Genomic DNA, 17,247 nt, shown 5'->3' on the forward strand with positions numbered 1-17,247 from the left:
CGTAATGAATTTTATAGAGCTATAAATACAAAAATGATTTCAGTACTTTACCCACTTAAATGTGATTCCTCAATTCCTCTTTCGACTCGCTTTTCCCCTTTTTTGCGTGCAAAGGTGATTTTGAGGAGTGGCGGAGTAACCAGTGTAGTAATAATAACCATGATTACAACGCTCGTAAAGTATTCTGGATCAAGCAATCCGGAAGCAAGTCCCGTTGAAGCGATAATCAGGGCAACTTCACCTCTTGATATCATTCCTGAGCCAATGGCCAGTGAAGATGACATATTAAATCCGGTCAGTCGGGCACCCGCTCCACCACCGATAAGTTTGGTAAGAATGGCGATAAGACTGATAACAACAATAAACCAAATTTGTGAACCCACACCATCAAAGGTGACATTTAAACCGATACTGACAAAAAACACCGGAACAAAAATTCCGTAGGCGATCGGTTCCAGTTTGGTTTCGACTTCATGTTTGAAGTTGGTTTGGGAGATGGCGATACCAGCAGCAAATGCACCAATGATTCCAGCAACACCCATCCACTCTGCAAAATAGGAGAAGCCAAAACAAATAATAAGTCCGGCAGTAATAACGGTCTCGGTTACTTTCAGTGGTGCCATCCATTTCATGACGCGTGGAACAAGGAACCAGCTGGCAGCGATGATGATCACAAAGAATAACAGCTTTTTGCCGATAAGCAGAGAAATTGAAGTGTCTCCTCCACCTGTACCCAGCAAGCTCATCATAACGGCAAGAATGACAACAACCAGGACATCATCAACGACAGCGGCACCAAGGATGGTTGTACCCTCACGAGAGCTGAGTTGATCCATGTCTTTCAGTGTCTGAACGGAGATGCTGACGGAAGTGGCACAGAATAAAAGTCCAAAGAACAGTGCGTGTGTCTGTGACATACCAAACGCCATGGCCGAACCGTATCCCCCGATAAAAGGCAAAATTATACCGCCGACCGCTACGGCAAAGGCCGCCTTCCAGTTTTTCTTTAACTGCTCCAGATCGGTTTCCAATCCGGCAATGAACATCAGCAGGAGTACCCCGATCTCAGCCATATAATGAACGAAATCACTTTGCTGAACCCAACCGAGCAGGGCAGGGCCGAGTATGACACCAACAATCAATTTTCCTAATACCGATGGCTGACCCAATCTTACGGATAAGTCACCAGCAAGTTTGGTAAAGATTAGAATAAGTGCAAGAACTAAAATAAATTCCATAGGTGTGCTCCTCTCGAGTAGTAGCGTCTTTAGATTAACCAACCCAAGGGCGATCCATCCTCAGCTTCAACAATACAAAAAGGCACAGAAAGGCATTAGGAAAAGTGCCGTTCTGTGCCTGAAAAAGACAAAGAGGGGCCCTTGGTGACAGGCTCCTCCAGTTTCAACGCGTATGTGATTAATTACGTTAATTATACCACAAAAAAGGACTTCGGTAAATGGGAGCCGGCCCGGATTTGATTGAAAATAGCCGCAAAGGGGCATTTTATAGGGAAGTACTGAGGTTTTTGTTCAGAGTGTTGTCACTTAACAGCCCGGAATTGCCGCGATATAATGATATAGAACATAGAAGTTAGGATATGAGGAGGATTTTGCATTGGGCAAAAATAACAAAGGGGAACCGAACATTGCATCCCCGACGAGCAATAAAAATTTCGCAGGCATCATTATTACGATTTCCATTCTCGCTAATGTCATTATTTTATTATTGTTCTTTGCACCGTCCATTGGTTACAAAGGTGATGTAACCTTTGATATTACGGTGTTGCCACGGTTTAATGCCGTGTTTAACAGTTTTACCTTCATCTTCCTGCTCGCAGCACTTATTGCTATTATCAAGCGGAATGTGAAGCTGCACAAACGATTTATTCTTGCTGCATTCTCAACAACACTGTTATTCCTCGTGACATATCTGACGTTTCATTACCTCTCCCCAGAGACGTCCAAATACGGAGGCGAGGGTATCATTCGTTCCATTTATTTCTTTATTCTGATTACCCATAGTATACTTGCGGCCCTGATCGTTCCATTGGCATTGTTTACACTGGTGTGGGGCTGGACGAATCAATTGAAAAAACATCGCAAAATTGCACGTTGGACGATGCCTATCTGGCTGTATGTCAGTTCCACAGGTGTTGTGGTATACCTGATGATGGCACCTTATTATTAATGTAATGAACGTTTCACTGTGCTAATTAGTTTGACCTGCGGGTAATTTTCCATGGAAGGAGGGTTCACGGTTATGTACAGAGTTGTTTTGATTCGCCATGGACAGAGCATGTGGAATGTAGAGAATCGTTTTACCGGTTGGACAGATGTGGATCTGACGAAGGATGGTTACGCAGAAGCACGTAAGGCAGGCAAGATCATGAAGGAACAGGGATTTGATTTTGATTACGCCTATGCATCCGTGCTGAAACGTTCTATCCGAACACTTGATATTGCGCTGGATGAAATGGACCTCATGTGGATCCCCATTACAAAGACCTGGAAGCTGAATGAGCGCCATTATGGTGCACTGCAAGGACTGAACAAACAGCAGACTGCGTTGAAGTATGGGGAAGACCAAGTGAAGGAATGGAGACGCTCCGTTAACGTATCTCCCCCTGCATTGGACGAAACTGATGAACGATATGTGCAGGATCTGGACAAGTACAAGCGGCTCGGGTGCACCATCCCGTTTACGGAGAACTTGATGGATACATCCAAGCGTGTGCTGGAGTACTGGAATGCGGAGATTAAACCGATGGTGTCTGCTGGCAAAAGAGTGCTGATCTCTGCGCATGGTAACACGCTTCGTTCACTCGTCATGCATCTGGACCAATTGTCCGAAGCAGACGTGATGGCACTCAATATTCCAACGGGCATTCCGCTTGTCTACGAATTGGATGAAGATCTGCATCCCATCGGTCACTTCTATCTGACCGCGGATGGTTCGACCTACAAACATGAAGAAATGGCCCATGTGGCAACACCGTCCGATTAAGCAGACGTGAATGTTGATGCCTCAACCGAGCAAGTGAAAGATGACCGCTGAATTTTAATTCGGAGGTCATCTTTTTTTATGCGATCAAGCCTCCACTTCGTTTCGTTTTGCTCTCACAGGGTAATTGTCAAACAAGACACGATGTACATTTATCCTGAAGGAGGAGAAGCACATGTCTAAAAGAAGAGGAATACTCATGACGGCTATCGGCGCAGGTGTAACTTATCTGATGAGGAACAAACAAGCAAGAGATAAGCTGTTTAGTACTGTCTCGGGTATGATGAAAAGCTCCAATTCGTCCAATGGAACAAGTAAAGCCAGACCACGCGTGGAAGTGAAATAGATTTCGATCGATCGTTTATCGGTTGAATTAAAATGATGATCATGAGAAACCTGGAGATGAAGTCGTTCCAGGTTTTTTTTGTGCAATCTGAAGGCAATCTCTTGCTTCTGAGTGTAATGCGATTTTTGCCAGCAAGAATGATACAATGGATACTTGCAGAACGTATGGAGGGAGATGCACATATGAAGAAAAATCGTCTGGGTACATCCGAACTGATGGTGTCTGAGATTGGGCTGGGATGTATGTCACTTGGAACCGAAATGGAGCCCGCTATGGGCCTGATTCATGAGGCTCTGGATCATGGGGTCAATCTGTTGGATACAGCCGATCTGTACGACGCAGGGCGTAATGAAGAAATTGTAGGACAAGCTATTAAGGGGCGTCGGGACCAAGTCATTGTGGCGACCAAAGTAGGTAATCGTCGTGTGCCCGGCAAAGAGGGCTGGTCATGGGACCCTTCCAAAGTCTATATCAAGCAGGCTGTACATGAAAGTCTGAAACGACTCCAGACCGATTATATCGATCTGTATCAGCTGCATGGCGGGACCATGGACGACCCCATCGAAGAGACGATCGAAGCGTTTGAGGAACTGAAGAGGGAAGGACTTATCCGATATTACGGTATTTCCTCCATTCGCCCCAATGTGATTCGGGAGTATGTACAGAGGGCATCCATCGTCAGTGTGATGAACCAGTATAGTGTTGCTGACCGCAGAGCGGAAGAAGAAGTGCTGCCTTTATTGGAACAAAAGGGGATCAGTGTAATTGCCCGTGGGCCCGTAGCTAGCGGAGTGCTCGCCGATTCCGGATCTGCCAAGGCAGACAAAGGTTATCTGGACTATACGCCAGAGCAACTATATACCATTCGGCAAGGGCTGAGTCGTCTTGTTACAGACCAACGCAGCATGGCTCAGACGGCTATTCGTTATGCGTTATCCCATTCTGCCGTAGCAGCTGTTGTCCCCGGCGCCAGTTCAAGAGATCAGTTGCTGCACAATATTGCCGCTTCGAATTCACCTGCACTTACCGCTGCAGAAATTCAGGAAATACAAGAGCTCAGTCCCGCTAATCTGTACAAGCAGCATCGTTAACTCCATTGAGCCTATTTTCAATTGTAACTATACAAGGTACAATGGAGGTCAGCCATTAAAGGAACATATAAGGGAGAGAAGACATATGGAAAGAATTCAAAGTGAACAGCAATATTTGGATACAATTAACTCTGATGGTTATACCGTCATTAAATTTGATACAACCTGGTGTCCGGATTGCAAAAACCTGGATCGTTTTATCGGGGATGTTATCGACCAACATACGGACAAAACCTTCTATGCCCTGGATGCAGAAAAGTTCCAGCCGTTTGCCGATGAGAACGGTGTACGCGGCATTCCAAGTCTGCTCGTCTTCCAGAACGGTAAGAAAATCGCACATCTGCATAGCAAATGGGCTAAAACACCTGCTCAAATCTCCGAGTATCTGGAGACACTTGAATCCAAAGTTTAAGCGTATGAAGAAAAAGCAGTTTGTTAATTAACTTAACTACGGAGACCTCTTCTTGTCCTGCGACAGGAAGGGGTCTTTCTGCTTCATTCCTGCACGTATGATGTGCATTCGAATAACTGAAGTTGAGGTCCAACGCTTGTTTAGAATTTGTTCAGTGCTTCCCTGTATACTGTGAGAACAAACTGAATATTTGGAGTGAACAAGATCCATATGAAGAATGAAATTTTTGAGGAAATGCATCAATTAAGTCACAATGATGACCGAAGATACCGATTGTTGATGATCGGGGTGAAACAACTGCTGCAGGAACAAAAGGAGAATAGATATAATCTGCGTGAGAGATTAAAATATCGGAAGAAACACCGGAGTATTCAAGTGAAAGAGTGGTAATAAATCAGATCGCTTTCTAGAAGTGAACATGAATCTGAATGTCCATGATACATAATAACCCTGGTCGGCATCACCATTGATCCAACCCAGGAAAGAAGGAAGTAATGAAGGGCAAGACTTCCTCTAATTACACATATTCCTGTCTCTAAGCAGCCAAAAGAATGATGAACCAACAGAATCATGAAGTAACGGAAGCAAAAAAAGAATATAAAATATGGCGGCCTTGTTCCAAATGGAACGAAAGGCCGCCATTGATTTTGCCTGTCTAATTACTTGATCGTAATGATTACATCAAAATAATAAAGAACACGGCTGCCAAGACAAAGCGATACACAGCAAAGACGGTCAGGCTCAATTTTTTCAAAATGGACAGGAACGTCTTGATCGCAAGCATGGCGACGATGAAAGCAGCGATGAATCCAATCGCAAAGATTGGGAAATCACTGCCGTTCAGGTGATCGATACTTTTGTACAGGTCATATCCCGTAGCACCAATCATAATTGGCACAGACACGAGGAATGTGAACTCCGCAGCGGCTACACGGCTTACCCCTGCAAAGAGACCGCCTGAGATCGTTGACCCAGAACGGGAGAAGCCTGGCCACAATGCCAAGATCTGAAATATACCCACAGCGAATGCCTGTTTGTAGGAGATATCATCGACATCATGGGTAGTAATTCGTTCACTCTTACGGCTCCAGCGTTCGGCCACGATCATCAATATACCACCTATAACGAGGCTGTACAGCACTGTTTCCGGACCAAACAAATGTGCTTTGATCCAGTCGCGGAATACAAGTCCGATAACTACGGCAGGAACCATCGCCAGGAAGATATGTCCCAGATTGAGGCGGCGGGAGTATGGTCTGCTGCCTCCGGTGAAGCGGAACATATCAATGAATTTGTTCCAGTACAGTACAACAACAGCAAGTACAGCTCCGAGTTGAACAACCACCTCAAACGTTTTGACTGACTCGTTGTCCTCCGATAAACCCAGCAAGTGGGCAGTCAGAATCATGTGTCCAGTTGAGGACACGGGCAAAAACTCAGTCAAACCTTCGATGATGCCCATAATAATGGATGATATAATGTCCAATTCTCTTCCTCCTTGAAATGCAGGTGACAGCACAGGCTGTCCTGCTTGACCATGCCTGTTCATTTGAACAAGGCTATCACCTATTATGATCACAAATGCACTCAACTTCAACTTATGCTTGTAATCATTTGTTTAAAACTATATTGACAAAAACCTAGTTATCCCATAGGATATAACTTAACTGACTGACTGATCAATCGGGAGGGTACATGAATGACCAAAATCAACGGTTTGGAACCCGGTGAAGAACGCCGGGACCAAATAATACGCATAGCGATGGAGCGTTTTGCAACCCAAGGCTACCATCAGACGAAAATTTCCGATATCGTCCGTGAGGCTGGTGTGGCGCAAGGCACGTTCTACTGGCACTTCAAGAGTAAAGAAGCCATTGCTTCGGAGATTGTCTTAACGGGCAAGGAAAAGTTGCTTGAATCGATTGGACAAGGGTATCGCAAGGATGCCGGATCGGTAGAAGATATGGTGAAAGCATCGGAAAGGCTGTTCACTGACCTGTTCATGTTTGCCGCGCAGAATCGTTATTTTATGGAACTGTTGCTCAAAGGCATCGTGACGGAAGAATCCGTACAACGCCTGGTTGAGGAGACACGTAATGCTGTCGAAACGGCGTTCCGTCACAATATGGAGCGTGCCATCGAACTCGGCATGTTGCCTAAGGGCATGGATGTACCTCTTCGAGCAGCGCTGTTGGTAAGCATGATTGAAGGCATGATATCACGCTGGTTGTTCGGTTCCGATGAGTTGCACAGCAAGTTTTCAGCGATGACAGCTTCTTCGCTGGCCGCAGAGGCAGCAAGCTTTGAGTTTTACGGACTATTGGGCACATAAACAATGTGCAGAGTCCGGAGCTTTATTTTCAAGCGATAGACCAGAGATTCACATGATTAAACAAGTAGCAGGGAATAATGGGTACAACTGCGGTTTGGTCACATAATAAAGTAACCTAATGTACATCCAGAACAATACATGACTGAGAGGAAGTTAACGTAATGAACAAAACATATGGATCGAAAACTCGTAAAGGCTGGTCTTTGACGGCAATTCTGCTGATGACCGTGCTGGTACTTAGTGCTTGCGGAAGTAAAGCAACAGACAATGGAAGCACGAATGGTGCACAGGCAAGTAATGAACTGGAGCAGATCAAGTCTGCTGGCGTGATCAAAGTGGGCATGATGGGCACATACGCACCATACAACTTCTTGAATGATAAAAAAGAAATGGACGGTTACGATGCCGATATCGCACGTGAGGTTGCAAAACGTCTTGGGGTTAAAGTTGAATTTGTATCCCAGGAGTTCTCCGGTCTGACACCGAGCCTGCAAGCCAAAAAGCTGGACGCAATCATCAGCCAGATGACGATCACCGATGATCGTAAGAAAGTACTCGACTTCAGTGATCCGTATATTACGAACCAAGTTAAAATCATTGTAAAAGAAGACAATAACGATATTACCAAGCTGGAAGATTTCAAAGGGAAAACGATTGGCGTAGGTCTGGGTACAAATGATGAGACGTATCTGCGTAATGAAGTATTGCCGAAAGTGGGAGAATTCACCATCAAGACGTATGACGATGTCATCTCTTCACTCAAAGACCTGAATGCTGGACGGATTGATGCCACAATCAACAACATGTATGCACTGAAACCGATTGTGGATGCCAATGGATTAAGTATCAAAGCCGTAGGTGAACCAATTAAGAGTGACCAAGCAGGTATTGCTGTTCGCAAAGACAATCCGGAACTCGTAGCAGCGCTAAATGATGCTCTCAAAGGCATGAAAGATGATGGCACGTACAATACCATTTTCAAAAAATGGTTTGGTGAAGAGCCTGCGCAATAATGAACTGGCAAGGCGAAGGGAAGATTTAACCCATGGAACTGGTATTTGAGAATATCCCCTTCTTTCTGAAGGGGGCTTACTATACGTTATACGTAACTGTGATCTCCATGTTTTTTGCATTCATCATCGGATTACTTGTTGCTATTGCTCGTCTAAAGGGGCCGATGTGGCTTAGGTTGATCGCAAGGTTTTATGTATCCATCATGCGGGGAACCCCGCTGCTGGTGCAATTATTCGTCATTTATTACGGATTGGTCGATTATGGAGTGACCCTGGGATCACTCACTGCAGCATGTCTGGGACTGAGTCTGAATGCAGGTGCGTTTCTGTCGGAGACGTTCCGTGGAGCGATTCAGGCTGTACCAAAAGGGCAGATGGAAGCTGCATACGCAACCGGAATGACCCCGGCTCAAGCGATGAGACGGATCATCTTCCCGCAGGCTGTGCGTATTGCCATCCCGCCGATGGGGAACACCTTTATTGGTATGTTGAAGGAAACCTCACTTGTGGCGGCGATTGGTGTTACCGAGTTGTTGCGTTCAGCACAATTACTGGTATCACAATATGCGGTGAATATGCCGTTTTATCTGGCGATTGGTGTGATCTACTGGATTATGAGTATCGGCTTCTCGGCCATTCTGGAACAAGTGGAGCGCCGGTTAGCCCGGGCTTACTGATGGGAGGAGAGAACCGATGATTACCACAACTGGACTTACCAAACGTTTTCAGCAAAATGAAGTGCTCACCAACATCGATTTGCATGTCGATGCCAAAGATATTGTTGTATTGCTTGGTCCAAGTGGTTCAGGAAAGAGTACTTTGCTGCGCTGCCTGAATGGACTGGAAGAGCTGTCTGGCGGACAGATTGAAGTGAATGGCATTGTGGTTAACAGTGCTGATCCGCTGCGTGTCCAGCGTGCCCGGGTATTGGAGATCCGTCGCCAGACCGGGATGGTATTCCAGCAGTTCAATCTGTATCCGCACAAGACGGTACTTGGCAATGTGATGGAAGGTCTCGTTACGGTGAAAAAAATCAAGCGTGACGAAGCGGCTGAACGCGGCCGAATTCTGCTGGATCGGGTCGGCTTGTCGGATAAGCAGGATGCGTATCCATCCCGATTGTCCGGTGGGCAACAACAGCGGGTTGCCATTGCACGCGCACTCGCGATGGAACCGGAAGTGATGTTGTTTGATGAGCCAACTTCAGCCCTTGACCCCGAACTGGTCGGAGAGGTACTTTCCGTCATGAAGGAGCTGGCAGAGGAAGGCATGACGATGCTGGTCGTGACACATGAATTGAAGTTTGCCCGTAATGTGGCGAACAAAATTGTCTTTATGGCGGATGGATCAATTGTGGAAGAGGCAAGTCCACAGGCCTTTTTTGAAGATCCGAAGCAGGAACGCACCCGTCGTTTCCTGCAACAAATTACTGAATTCTAATTACATTACTACAATTTATACTGATTGATACGATCGATTATAGCGATAAACTGCTGAGTGAAGGGGACGGAATCGATTCTGAAGAAGCGTAGCGCTCGCCTTTGTCTCCGAATATTGTCCTTTGTGAATAAAAATCAAAAATATTTGGAGACAACAGCGATCGGAAGAACGAACCTTACCCGGAACGGAGTTCTGCAAATCGTAACCTATTTTAAGAAAGAAGGATAACATCATGAATGTAACAACCGTATGGAAAGGCAAACGCGCGTTTACTTCCGAAGGACCCTCTGGCTATGCCGTTGGCATGGATGCCACTGCTGCGTATGGTGGTGACAGCAAGGGTGCGACCCCGATGGAATTGTTACTGGCCGGTCTCGGCGGCTGTATGGGAATCGATATTACGATGATTCTGGACGCTTTTCTGGACAAAATCGAATCGATTGAGATTGAAGCGCAAGGCACACGCAGCGAGGATATGCCAAAGGGCTTCACATCCATTGATCTGATCTTCAAAGTTGATGGTGATATCCCGGATTATCGCATCTGGAAAGCGATCCAGATGGCCGAAGAGAAATATTGTGCTGTCTCCGCTTCGCTGAGCGCCGATATTCATCCAAAACTGATCCTGAACGGGGTAAGCACACCTCGTCCTTAACAGCATATGAGTAAATCTTATACTGAGCAGGCACTTCCAATCCGTGGGAGTGCCTTTTTTGGCTTTTCTTCCCCATCAATAGTTCCTAGGTAAAGTCAGCCTGGCTTGTTGCTCGGTAATATATACCCATATCAATGACAATCCGAATTCTGGCGGTTATGTGGTATGATTAATTCAGAGGACAGAACATCCTGATCCTGCTCATTATATGTAAGCGCTTATACAGATGACGGAAGGTGCAGACATGTTTAACAGGCTAATACGAACCACTAATAATCTCAAACTAAAGCATAAATTGCTCATTTCCTATGTGCTGGTTGTTATGATTCCGGTCCTGATTGTTGGTCTTGCTGTGACCAGTTATTTTCGCCAACAAGCCCTGAACAATGCGATAGGACAGACGATCATCAATGTGGACAAGATCAAGAGCCAGACGGCGACCATGCTGCGTGTACCAACCGATATATCCAATCTTTTAATGTTTAATGCGGATCTCAAGGAGATCGTGAATAAACGGTACAAGAGCGTTGTGGAGCTAACCTCGGCTTATCTTGCATACAAAGACTTTCAGGAGTACAGGCGTTTGTACCGCGAGATAGCCGGCATCCGTTTTTACTCCACGAACCCAACATTGATCAACAACCTTGAATTCATCCCGGTAGACAAGAAGACGGAAGAGAGTTACTGGTACCAACAGGCACTGAAAACAACCAGTATCGGGTGGTTCTACATTCCGGACAAGGAGGATAATCCTGTACACAAGCTCAGTTTGGTGCGCAAAGTACCTTTTGCCGAATATCGGACTGAGGGCGTATTGATGATTGTGATCAATCAGGATGAGCTGAATGGATTGCTCCGTCAGGAACAATTCGAGACGATGATTACGGACGAGCAGGGTTATGTGGTTGCAGCCAAGAATACCGAACTCGTAGGGAAAACGCTGGACGAGCTTGATTTTGGCGTTGATCTGCAGAATCAGGCAAAAGGCACCATTGAAGCTGATTTTCGGGGGGAGCCGTCCAACATTGTTATTGATGAGTTAGGCCCTGGATCGAGCATGAACAGCCTGAAGGTTATTTCGGTTTTTGCTACCAAAAATATTGTGAAAGATGCCAACACCGTCAGCATGATTGGCATGATTTTCATTATCCTTGTGCTTGTTATCGCCCTACTATTCGTATATATCATCTCGTTCCTCACGTCGAACCGATTGCTCCGGCTGAGTAAACACCTCAACAAGCTGGCATTAGGTGACCTGAACGTGACTTCGCGGATTGATGGAAACGACGAGATTGGACAACTGTCACGACAGTTCAACTATATGGTGAAAAGTATCAATGAACTTATGACACAGGTGGTAGAAGCGACAGAACAGAACAATCAATTGGAAATCGCCCAAAAAGAGATTAAACTGAAAATGATGGCGAGCCAGATCAATCCACATTTCTTGTTTAATGCACTGGAGTCCATTCGGATGAAAGCGCATATTAAGGGAGAAGCAGAGATTGCGAACATCGTCCGGCTGTTGGGTAAGCTGATGCGCAAGAGTCTGGAGATTGGCAGTGGAAAAACAACCTTCCGGGCTGAACTTGAAATGGTACGTTCCTATTTGGAAATTCAGAAATTCCGTTACGGCGACCGCCTTGCATTCCAGATCGATATCGATCCCGAGGTGGAGAAGATGTACATTCCGCCTCTGATTATTCAACCTTTGGTTGAGAATGCGATTGTCCATGGTTTGGAGAATAAAGAGGGTACAGTCCGTGTTCATATAAGTATTCGTTTGGTAGAAAACATTGTGCAGATCCGTGTGGATGACAATGGTGCAGGCATAACGCCAGAACGATTGGTTGAGGTGATGCAGTTTATCTGTGGACCGGAGGAACAGGAGAAAAGCCGGATCGGCATGCGGAATGTACATCAACGCTTAACATTGACGTACGGGGAGCCATATGGATTGCAGATTAAGAGTGTATATGGGGAAGGAACAGAGGTTTCTTTCACTTTGCCAGCAGGAGGGGACCAACATGTATAAAGTGTTTTTGGTGGATGATGAACCGAGCATTCGTGAGGGACTGACCACCATTATCGAGTGGGAAAAATACGGATTTCAGGTCATCGCTACAGCTGCCAGCGGGCGTGAAGCCATCTCCCGGTTTACGGAATTGGAGCCTGATCTGACAATTATTGATATTCGCATGCCCGGTATGACCGGGCTGGATGTGATTGAAGAAGTGCGCCGGAATCATCCGGATTCGCACTTTTTGATATTGAGCGGTTATGCGGATTTTGATTATGCCAAGAAAGCCATCAGTTTTGGTGTGGATGGTTATCTGCTCAAACCGGTGGATGAAGAAGAGATTATTGGTGAACTAGAGCGGATTGCTACGATCCTGACCCGTGAACGGGAGACGATGGCACGTCAAGCTGGTGAGGACACCGTCTTTAGGGAGCATCAGATTGAGGCTTTGCTCTTTGACAGTCTGGAGGGTGAAGGCAGCATGGAAGAAGATAGCCTGGGACTGCACTGGCCTCACTATCAGATTGTGCTGCTTGAGATGCATGCGGCGCCTGACCTGCAACGGGGAAGTGTTATGAAACGCAAACTGATTGAAGCATTTGACCAGAAAGACCGAGGCATCGTATTTTCGTTCCATTCCGGTCTGGGGTTGCTAAGCAAGGAAACCATCACATCCGAGTCATCCGCAAGAAATCTTTATGATGAGTTGGAAGGACTTCTGGGAGAATGGGAGGTTCACATGTACGGTGCTGCAGGTGAACCCGTACATTCCACTTCTGAAATTGCGCGGTCATACACGCAGGCGAATCGTATACTTGGTGAACGCTTTTTGTTCACGGAGAAACGTATCATGCTGTGGACTGCAGGTAGCGAAGCTGTTGTTAAGCCAGGAGTTGAAGCTGTGGACGGAGCACATGAGCCAGTTGAGGACGAACTTGCGGACAAGCTGTATTATGCGTTAGACATTCGCAGCAGTGAGTCAGTCATGCGGGTACTGGGTGAGATGGAAGAGCGCTTGGTCCCATACCATCGAACAGAGCAAGCCATCAAAACGGCTTTCTCACAGGTGTTCTCCCTGGCGTTCAACAAGCTTGCAGCGACGAATCAACATATGCACTCCATTATGCAGGAACATTCGGTTCTGATTAATGAAGTCTATCATCAATTTACGATGTCGGATCTCAAAGTCATGGCATTAGAACATTTTAATCGTCTTATTCAACGTATGGGTGGGGGGAGCAAGGATACTGTATTGAAACAGATGATTGAATTTATCCAACGTAACCCTGGCGAAAATCTCAAGCTGGAGGTACTTGCTGAAGTGTTTAACTATAACAGCAGCTACTTGGGTAAGTTGTTCAAGAATCATACTGGAGAGTATTTCAATGCATTTCTGGACAAGGTTCGTATGGAAAAGGCCAAGGAATTGCTGGATGAAGGACTGAAGGTACATCAGGTCGCGGCAAGAGTGGGGTATGCGAATGTGGACTACTTCCACGGTAAGTTCAAGAAATATGTAGGGGAATCCCCTTCCGCTTACAAACAGGCCAGAACCCAATCTTCATTGAAAGGAACAGCTACAGATACAAACGAGGAATAAGTAAGGAGTGCTGGGCCTTGCCCTTGCCTATTGTGTAAAACGTTTTCGATATTCAGGAATTTCAGATTCATCATATTGTCCATGCACTTCCCATGATAAGCAATGGTTACGGAATGCTTCACATCATAGACTGGATTTACAAGAATCCAGATGAAGGGATGGCTATACGATATGAATTTGTCTGATATAAGTGCTGTACGTCATACATTGAACTTAAATGGAACATGGCAGTTTCGTTTGGATCTGGAGTACGATGAACTCGTTGAACAAGAGATATCACCGCCTTCACAGTGTGAAAATACATCATGGGAGACCATTCAGATTCCCGGTTCATGGGAAGAGCAAGGATACGGAGCTGAGCCTGAATATGAGAGGCTCGATACCTGGACCAAGGTTCGCGAGTATGAAGGCTCAGCCTGGTATGCTCAGGATGTGCATGTTCCATCAGACGACCCCGGATGTCACTATGTATTCAGATTGGAAGGTGTCCGATGGACAACGAATCTCTGGATCAATGGACAGTATGCCGGGGTGCAGGATAGTCTGGTGAATCAACAGAAGTGGGATGTTACCTCTCTGGTGAAGCAGGGAGAAGTGAATCGGGTGGAGATCCGCGTGGATAATACGATGAAACTTCCGCTGGCTGGTAGCCATATTCATTCATTGCATACGGCCACAGCCTGGGGGGGAATCACAGGTGGTGTATATCTGGATGTTCTGCCCCCCTGCCGATTACAGACATTACGGATTCAACCAGATGCTGAAAATGGAACCCTTCTGATTGATTGTACTGTAAGCGCTCCCTCAAATGAATCAGCTAGATCCATGCAATTACATGTGGATATCCAGCATCCAGACGGCACATGGCTTGATCGATATAGTTGTAATGTGAATCTGAGTGTTCAAGCGCATGTGGATATAAGCTCAGCAGGTGTAACTGACAACAACGCTTTAATAGATCATTGGCGATTGGAACTGGGAACAGGGAAGCCTATCGCAAGATGGTCGGACGAATCCCCTGAATTATACAAGGCAGTGATCCGTCTGTGTAGCGGTGAACAGGAACTGGATCGGTTGGAGCAATCATTTGGTGTTCGCTCCTTTGCAACAAACGGGAAGCAGCTTGAATTGAATGGAACACCCGTGTATCTTCGCGGGTACGTCGATTGCTGTATCTTTCCACTGACGGGTTATCCCGTATGGGACAAGGAGCATTATCTTCAGCAGTTTCGAGTCGCCAGATCGTATGGATTCAATCATGTCCGTCTGCATGGGTGGAGCGCGCCGGAGCCCTTCTGGGACGCAGCTGATGAAGAGGGCATGCTGGTGCAGGCAGAACTTCCACATTGGTCTCGTTTCTTTGAGCAATCGAATCAGTCTGCGCCAGTTGAAGTGCTGTCTTATCTGACACAAGAACTGGATGGGTTGCTCCAATCGTTGCACAGACATCCTTCATTCGTCATGTTCTCCATGGGGAATGAACTTATTGGTCCGAATGGTCATCCTGAACTCAATGCATTGGTATCGAGGGCAAGGGATACAGACCCGACGCGCTTATATACGGACAATACAGGTTTTGGACAGCTTCCGGCGCAAGGGCGGGAGGGGGATTATTATATTCAGTCTTTAAACTGGCATCCCCCGTTGGAATCCGCATATTCTGCTGTACCGGATACCACGCTGGATTATCATGCAGTCACCCGGCTTGCGGAGCATCCCGTCATTGGGCACGAACATGCACAATACACGATGTATGTGCGTCCCCAAGAGCGAGCCAAGTATACGGGCGTATTGCGCCCCAGCTGGTTAAAGCCGATCGAAGAATCGTTGACAAACAAAGGGTTGATGGCGGATCTGGAGCATTTTCAACAGGTCAGTGGTACCCACCTGATACGTTCCCTCAAGGAAGCCATGGAGCGGATTCGGCGAACACCGGACGCTGCTGGCGTACAGCTGCTGGATATTCGTGATTTTCCAGGACAGGGACATGCTACAACGGGCATTTTGGACGTATTTTGGGATGACAAAGGCATTACAACACCGGAAGAATTCATGCGTTTCAACGCAGATGTGGTAGTGTTGCTAAGCTGCAAGGAGCGTACATTCTACGCCGGTGAACCCATTCATGTCGATGTACGCATCTCTCACTACGGTAAAGATCCGATTGAGGAAGCGGTCATTCAGTGGAGGTTAATAAGCGATGATGTGATACTTAATGAAGGGGGATGGAAGACTGGAGATATCCCATGTGGGTCTGTCATGTCACTGGGAAGTATTGTGGCTATAGCCCCTCATGAAGGAGCAGCAGCTTTTCGGATTGAAGCGGAACTAATATCGGGCGATTCGGAAAGGGTCGCATTCAATGTGTGGAAGGGCTGGTCCTTCCCATTTTATCGAACTCAATCTCAACCTCAATCAAAACGAATCTGGAATACCGTGGCAGAGCTGCAGCCATTTCTCGGGGAAACACAACATGATGCTGTGGATCGTATCGATGGATTCCAGTTGTTGAAAAATCGGGAGATTGACTTGGTTATCGTTCAGTCGTTAACACCCAATGTCGTTGATTATGTGGTCAACGGGGGGAGTGTTTGGCTACAGCCAACCGCAGAAGGGTTATATGATTCAGTGGAGACCAAGTATCTGCCTGTGTTCTGGAATTACCTGATGTTTGCTACACAGCCTGGTGCAACGATGGGCATGTATTTGAGAGATCAGGAAGCACTGCTGGGCTCCTTCCCGCATGATGGGGCTTCGGACTGGCATTGGTATCACTTGGTGAACGGTACGCCAGCGATATGTTTGGATACGTTGCACGGGGTGAAGCCACTGATTGAAGTGGTGGATCATTTCCATCGGGCGAAACGGCTGGCTTATGCATTTGAGGCAAATGTAGGGAAGGGCAAGATTCTGGTATCCTCACTTCCATTTGCCGATCTGGCGGTAATGAAACGTCCGGAAGCCGCCTACTTATTTCAGGAGATACTGGCGTATCTGAATGGGGATCAATTTCGTCCAGCAACCTCCATATCTGTAGCACAATTGCTCGGGATCGTGAAACTGCAAACCATTCAATTTACATTGTAATCCTAGGGACCTGAAAGGGTCCCTTTTGTATGTTATTCAGTTGAAGTAAACGATTACTATAAAACGTTTTCGAAATAACCCATTTAAACTTAATTTTTCCTTTATATTGCTTATGTTGCTTTTAAAAGTAGAATTTAGCACTGATTTTAACGAATTAATGTCTGATTATATATGTCTATATCTAATTTTTATATGATTTTCTCTAAAATCCAGATGGTATTTTGAAAACGCTCTATCGAGTATGATTATTT

The 17,247-nt window shown here is 46.2% G+C and carries 16 protein-coding genes; 14 read left to right on the plus strand and 2 right to left on the minus strand.

Translation table 11 applies throughout. From position 1 onward, the window contains the following. Positions 1 to 47 precede the first annotated feature (47 nt). Entirely contained in the window at positions 48 to 1,238 is a 1,191-nt protein-coding gene (locus ACE3K2_RS21360; protein ID WP_421894765.1) for a cation:proton antiporter, read from the minus strand. Positions 1,239 to 1,614: 376 nt separating this feature from the next. Here ACE3K2_RS21360 and ACE3K2_RS21365 point away from each other — a divergent pair, with 376 nt between their 5' ends. From ACE3K2_RS21365 to ACE3K2_RS21390, 6 genes are all read left to right on the plus strand, one after another. Then, complete coding sequence (locus ACE3K2_RS21365) at positions 1,615 to 2,187, plus strand: DUF420 domain-containing protein (RefSeq protein ID WP_421894768.1); 573 nt, start codon at positions 1,615 to 1,617, stop codon at positions 2,185 to 2,187. A gap of 72 nt (positions 2,188 to 2,259) precedes the next feature. Beyond that, a complete protein-coding gene (gene gpmA / locus ACE3K2_RS21370; protein ID WP_421894771.1) occupies positions 2,260 to 3,003 on the plus strand; it encodes a 2,3-diphosphoglycerate-dependent phosphoglycerate mutase in 744 nt (247 codons plus the stop codon). A 172-nt stretch (positions 3,004 to 3,175) separates the two neighbouring features. Continuing rightward, the gene (locus ACE3K2_RS21375; RefSeq protein WP_190945097.1) at positions 3,176 to 3,346 is read left to right on the plus strand and encodes a hypothetical protein; all 171 of its coding nucleotides are present in this window, start codon (positions 3,176 to 3,178) and stop codon (positions 3,344 to 3,346) included. 182 nt (positions 3,347 to 3,528) lie between these two features. Next, positions 3,529 to 4,437: an aldo/keto reductase gene (locus ACE3K2_RS21380; protein ID WP_421894776.1), complete on the plus strand. Its 909-nt coding sequence runs from the start codon at positions 3,529 to 3,531 to the stop codon at positions 4,435 to 4,437. Between the two features lie 85 nt (positions 4,438 to 4,522). Continuing rightward, positions 4,523 to 4,849 (plus strand): thioredoxin family protein, encoded by a 327-nt coding sequence (locus ACE3K2_RS21385; RefSeq protein ID WP_062836412.1) that lies wholly within the window; start codon positions 4,523 to 4,525, stop codon positions 4,847 to 4,849. Between the two features lie 210 nt (positions 4,850 to 5,059). Beyond that, complete coding sequence (locus ACE3K2_RS21390) at positions 5,060 to 5,239, plus strand: hypothetical protein (protein ID WP_133387174.1); 180 nt, start codon at positions 5,060 to 5,062, stop codon at positions 5,237 to 5,239. A gap of 286 nt (positions 5,240 to 5,525) precedes the next feature. Here the strand turns inward: ACE3K2_RS21390 and bacA are convergent, their stop codons facing one another. Further along, positions 5,526 to 6,335 carry an undecaprenyl-diphosphate phosphatase gene (bacA, locus tag ACE3K2_RS21395; RefSeq protein WP_421894780.1) on the minus strand — a complete coding sequence of 270 codons (810 nt, stop codon included), beginning with the start codon at positions 6,333 to 6,335 and terminating at the stop codon, positions 5,526 to 5,528. A 213-nt stretch (positions 6,336 to 6,548) separates the two neighbouring features. Between bacA and ACE3K2_RS21400 the strand changes: the two genes are divergently transcribed. The 8 genes from ACE3K2_RS21400 to ACE3K2_RS21435 all read left to right on the plus strand — a co-directional run bounded on the left by ACE3K2_RS21400 (position 6,549) and on the right by ACE3K2_RS21435 (position 16,996). Further along, positions 6,549 to 7,181, plus strand: a complete 633-nt coding sequence (locus ACE3K2_RS21400; RefSeq protein WP_421894783.1) for a TetR/AcrR family transcriptional regulator — start codon at positions 6,549 to 6,551, stop codon at positions 7,179 to 7,181. A 161-nt stretch (positions 7,182 to 7,342) separates the two neighbouring features. After that, entirely contained in the window at positions 7,343 to 8,194 is an 852-nt protein-coding gene (locus tag ACE3K2_RS21405) for a substrate-binding periplasmic protein (RefSeq protein WP_421894786.1), read from the plus strand. Between the two features lie 32 nt (positions 8,195 to 8,226). Further along, positions 8,227 to 8,871, plus strand: a complete 645-nt coding sequence (locus tag ACE3K2_RS21410) for an amino acid ABC transporter permease (RefSeq protein ID WP_253441002.1) — start codon at positions 8,227 to 8,229, stop codon at positions 8,869 to 8,871. Between the two features lie 16 nt (positions 8,872 to 8,887). Continuing rightward, a complete protein-coding gene (locus ACE3K2_RS21415) occupies positions 8,888 to 9,634 on the plus strand; it encodes an amino acid ABC transporter ATP-binding protein (RefSeq protein ID WP_421894789.1) in 747 nt (248 codons plus the stop codon). A gap of 232 nt (positions 9,635 to 9,866) precedes the next feature. Beyond that, positions 9,867 to 10,289 carry an OsmC family protein gene (locus ACE3K2_RS21420; protein WP_421894792.1) on the plus strand — a complete coding sequence of 141 codons (423 nt, stop codon included), beginning with the start codon at positions 9,867 to 9,869 and terminating at the stop codon, positions 10,287 to 10,289. Positions 10,290 to 10,533: 244 nt separating this feature from the next. Further along, complete coding sequence (locus ACE3K2_RS21425) at positions 10,534 to 12,324, plus strand: histidine kinase (RefSeq protein ID WP_421894795.1); 1,791 nt, start codon at positions 10,534 to 10,536, stop codon at positions 12,322 to 12,324. Beyond that, on the plus strand, positions 12,317 to 13,909 hold the full coding sequence (locus tag ACE3K2_RS21430; RefSeq protein ID WP_421894798.1) for a response regulator: 1,593 nt from the start codon (positions 12,317 to 12,319) through the stop codon (positions 13,907 to 13,909). The genes ACE3K2_RS21425 and ACE3K2_RS21430 overlap by 8 nt, the downstream gene beginning before the upstream one ends. Positions 13,910 to 14,080: 171 nt before the next feature. Continuing rightward, positions 14,081 to 16,996 (plus strand): glycoside hydrolase family 2 protein, encoded by a 2,916-nt coding sequence (locus ACE3K2_RS21435; RefSeq protein WP_421894801.1) that lies wholly within the window; start codon positions 14,081 to 14,083, stop codon positions 16,994 to 16,996. The last annotated feature ends 251 nt before the right edge of the window (positions 16,997 to 17,247 follow it).

Origin of the sequence: Paenibacillus sp., assembly GCF_048976745.1 — a bacterium.
GTDB lineage: Bacteria > Bacillota > Bacilli > Paenibacillales > Paenibacillaceae > Paenibacillus.

Coding starts and splice junctions, on each gene's coding strand:
- ACE3K2_RS21400 (WP_421894783.1), top strand. CDS start 6,549: ATGACCAAAATCAACGGTTTGGAACCCGGTGAAGAACGCCGGGACCAA.
- ACE3K2_RS21415 (WP_421894789.1), top strand. CDS start 8,888: ATGATTACCACAACTGGACTTACCAAACGTTTTCAGCAAAATGAAGTG.
- ACE3K2_RS21405 (WP_421894786.1), top strand. CDS start 7,343: ATGAACAAAACATATGGATCGAAAACTCGTAAAGGCTGGTCTTTGACG.
- ACE3K2_RS21375 (WP_190945097.1), top strand. CDS start 3,176: ATGTCTAAAAGAAGAGGAATACTCATGACGGCTATCGGCGCAGGTGTA.
- ACE3K2_RS21385 (WP_062836412.1), top strand. CDS start 4,523: ATGGAAAGAATTCAAAGTGAACAGCAATATTTGGATACAATTAACTCT.
- ACE3K2_RS21360 (WP_421894765.1), bottom strand. CDS start 1,238: ATGGAATTTATTTTAGTTCTTGCACTTATTCTAATCTTTACCAAACTT.
- ACE3K2_RS21435 (WP_421894801.1), top strand. CDS start 14,081: ATGAATTTGTCTGATATAAGTGCTGTACGTCATACATTGAACTTAAAT.
- ACE3K2_RS21420 (WP_421894792.1), top strand. CDS start 9,867: ATGAATGTAACAACCGTATGGAAAGGCAAACGCGCGTTTACTTCCGAA.
- gpmA (WP_421894771.1), top strand. CDS start 2,260: ATGTACAGAGTTGTTTTGATTCGCCATGGACAGAGCATGTGGAATGTA.
- ACE3K2_RS21430 (WP_421894798.1), top strand. CDS start 12,317: ATGTATAAAGTGTTTTTGGTGGATGATGAACCGAGCATTCGTGAGGGA.
- ACE3K2_RS21380 (WP_421894776.1), top strand. CDS start 3,529: ATGAAGAAAAATCGTCTGGGTACATCCGAACTGATGGTGTCTGAGATT.
- ACE3K2_RS21410 (WP_253441002.1), top strand. CDS start 8,227: ATGGAACTGGTATTTGAGAATATCCCCTTCTTTCTGAAGGGGGCTTAC.
- ACE3K2_RS21390 (WP_133387174.1), top strand. CDS start 5,060: ATGAAGAATGAAATTTTTGAGGAAATGCATCAATTAAGTCACAATGAT.
- ACE3K2_RS21425 (WP_421894795.1), top strand. CDS start 10,534: ATGTTTAACAGGCTAATACGAACCACTAATAATCTCAAACTAAAGCAT.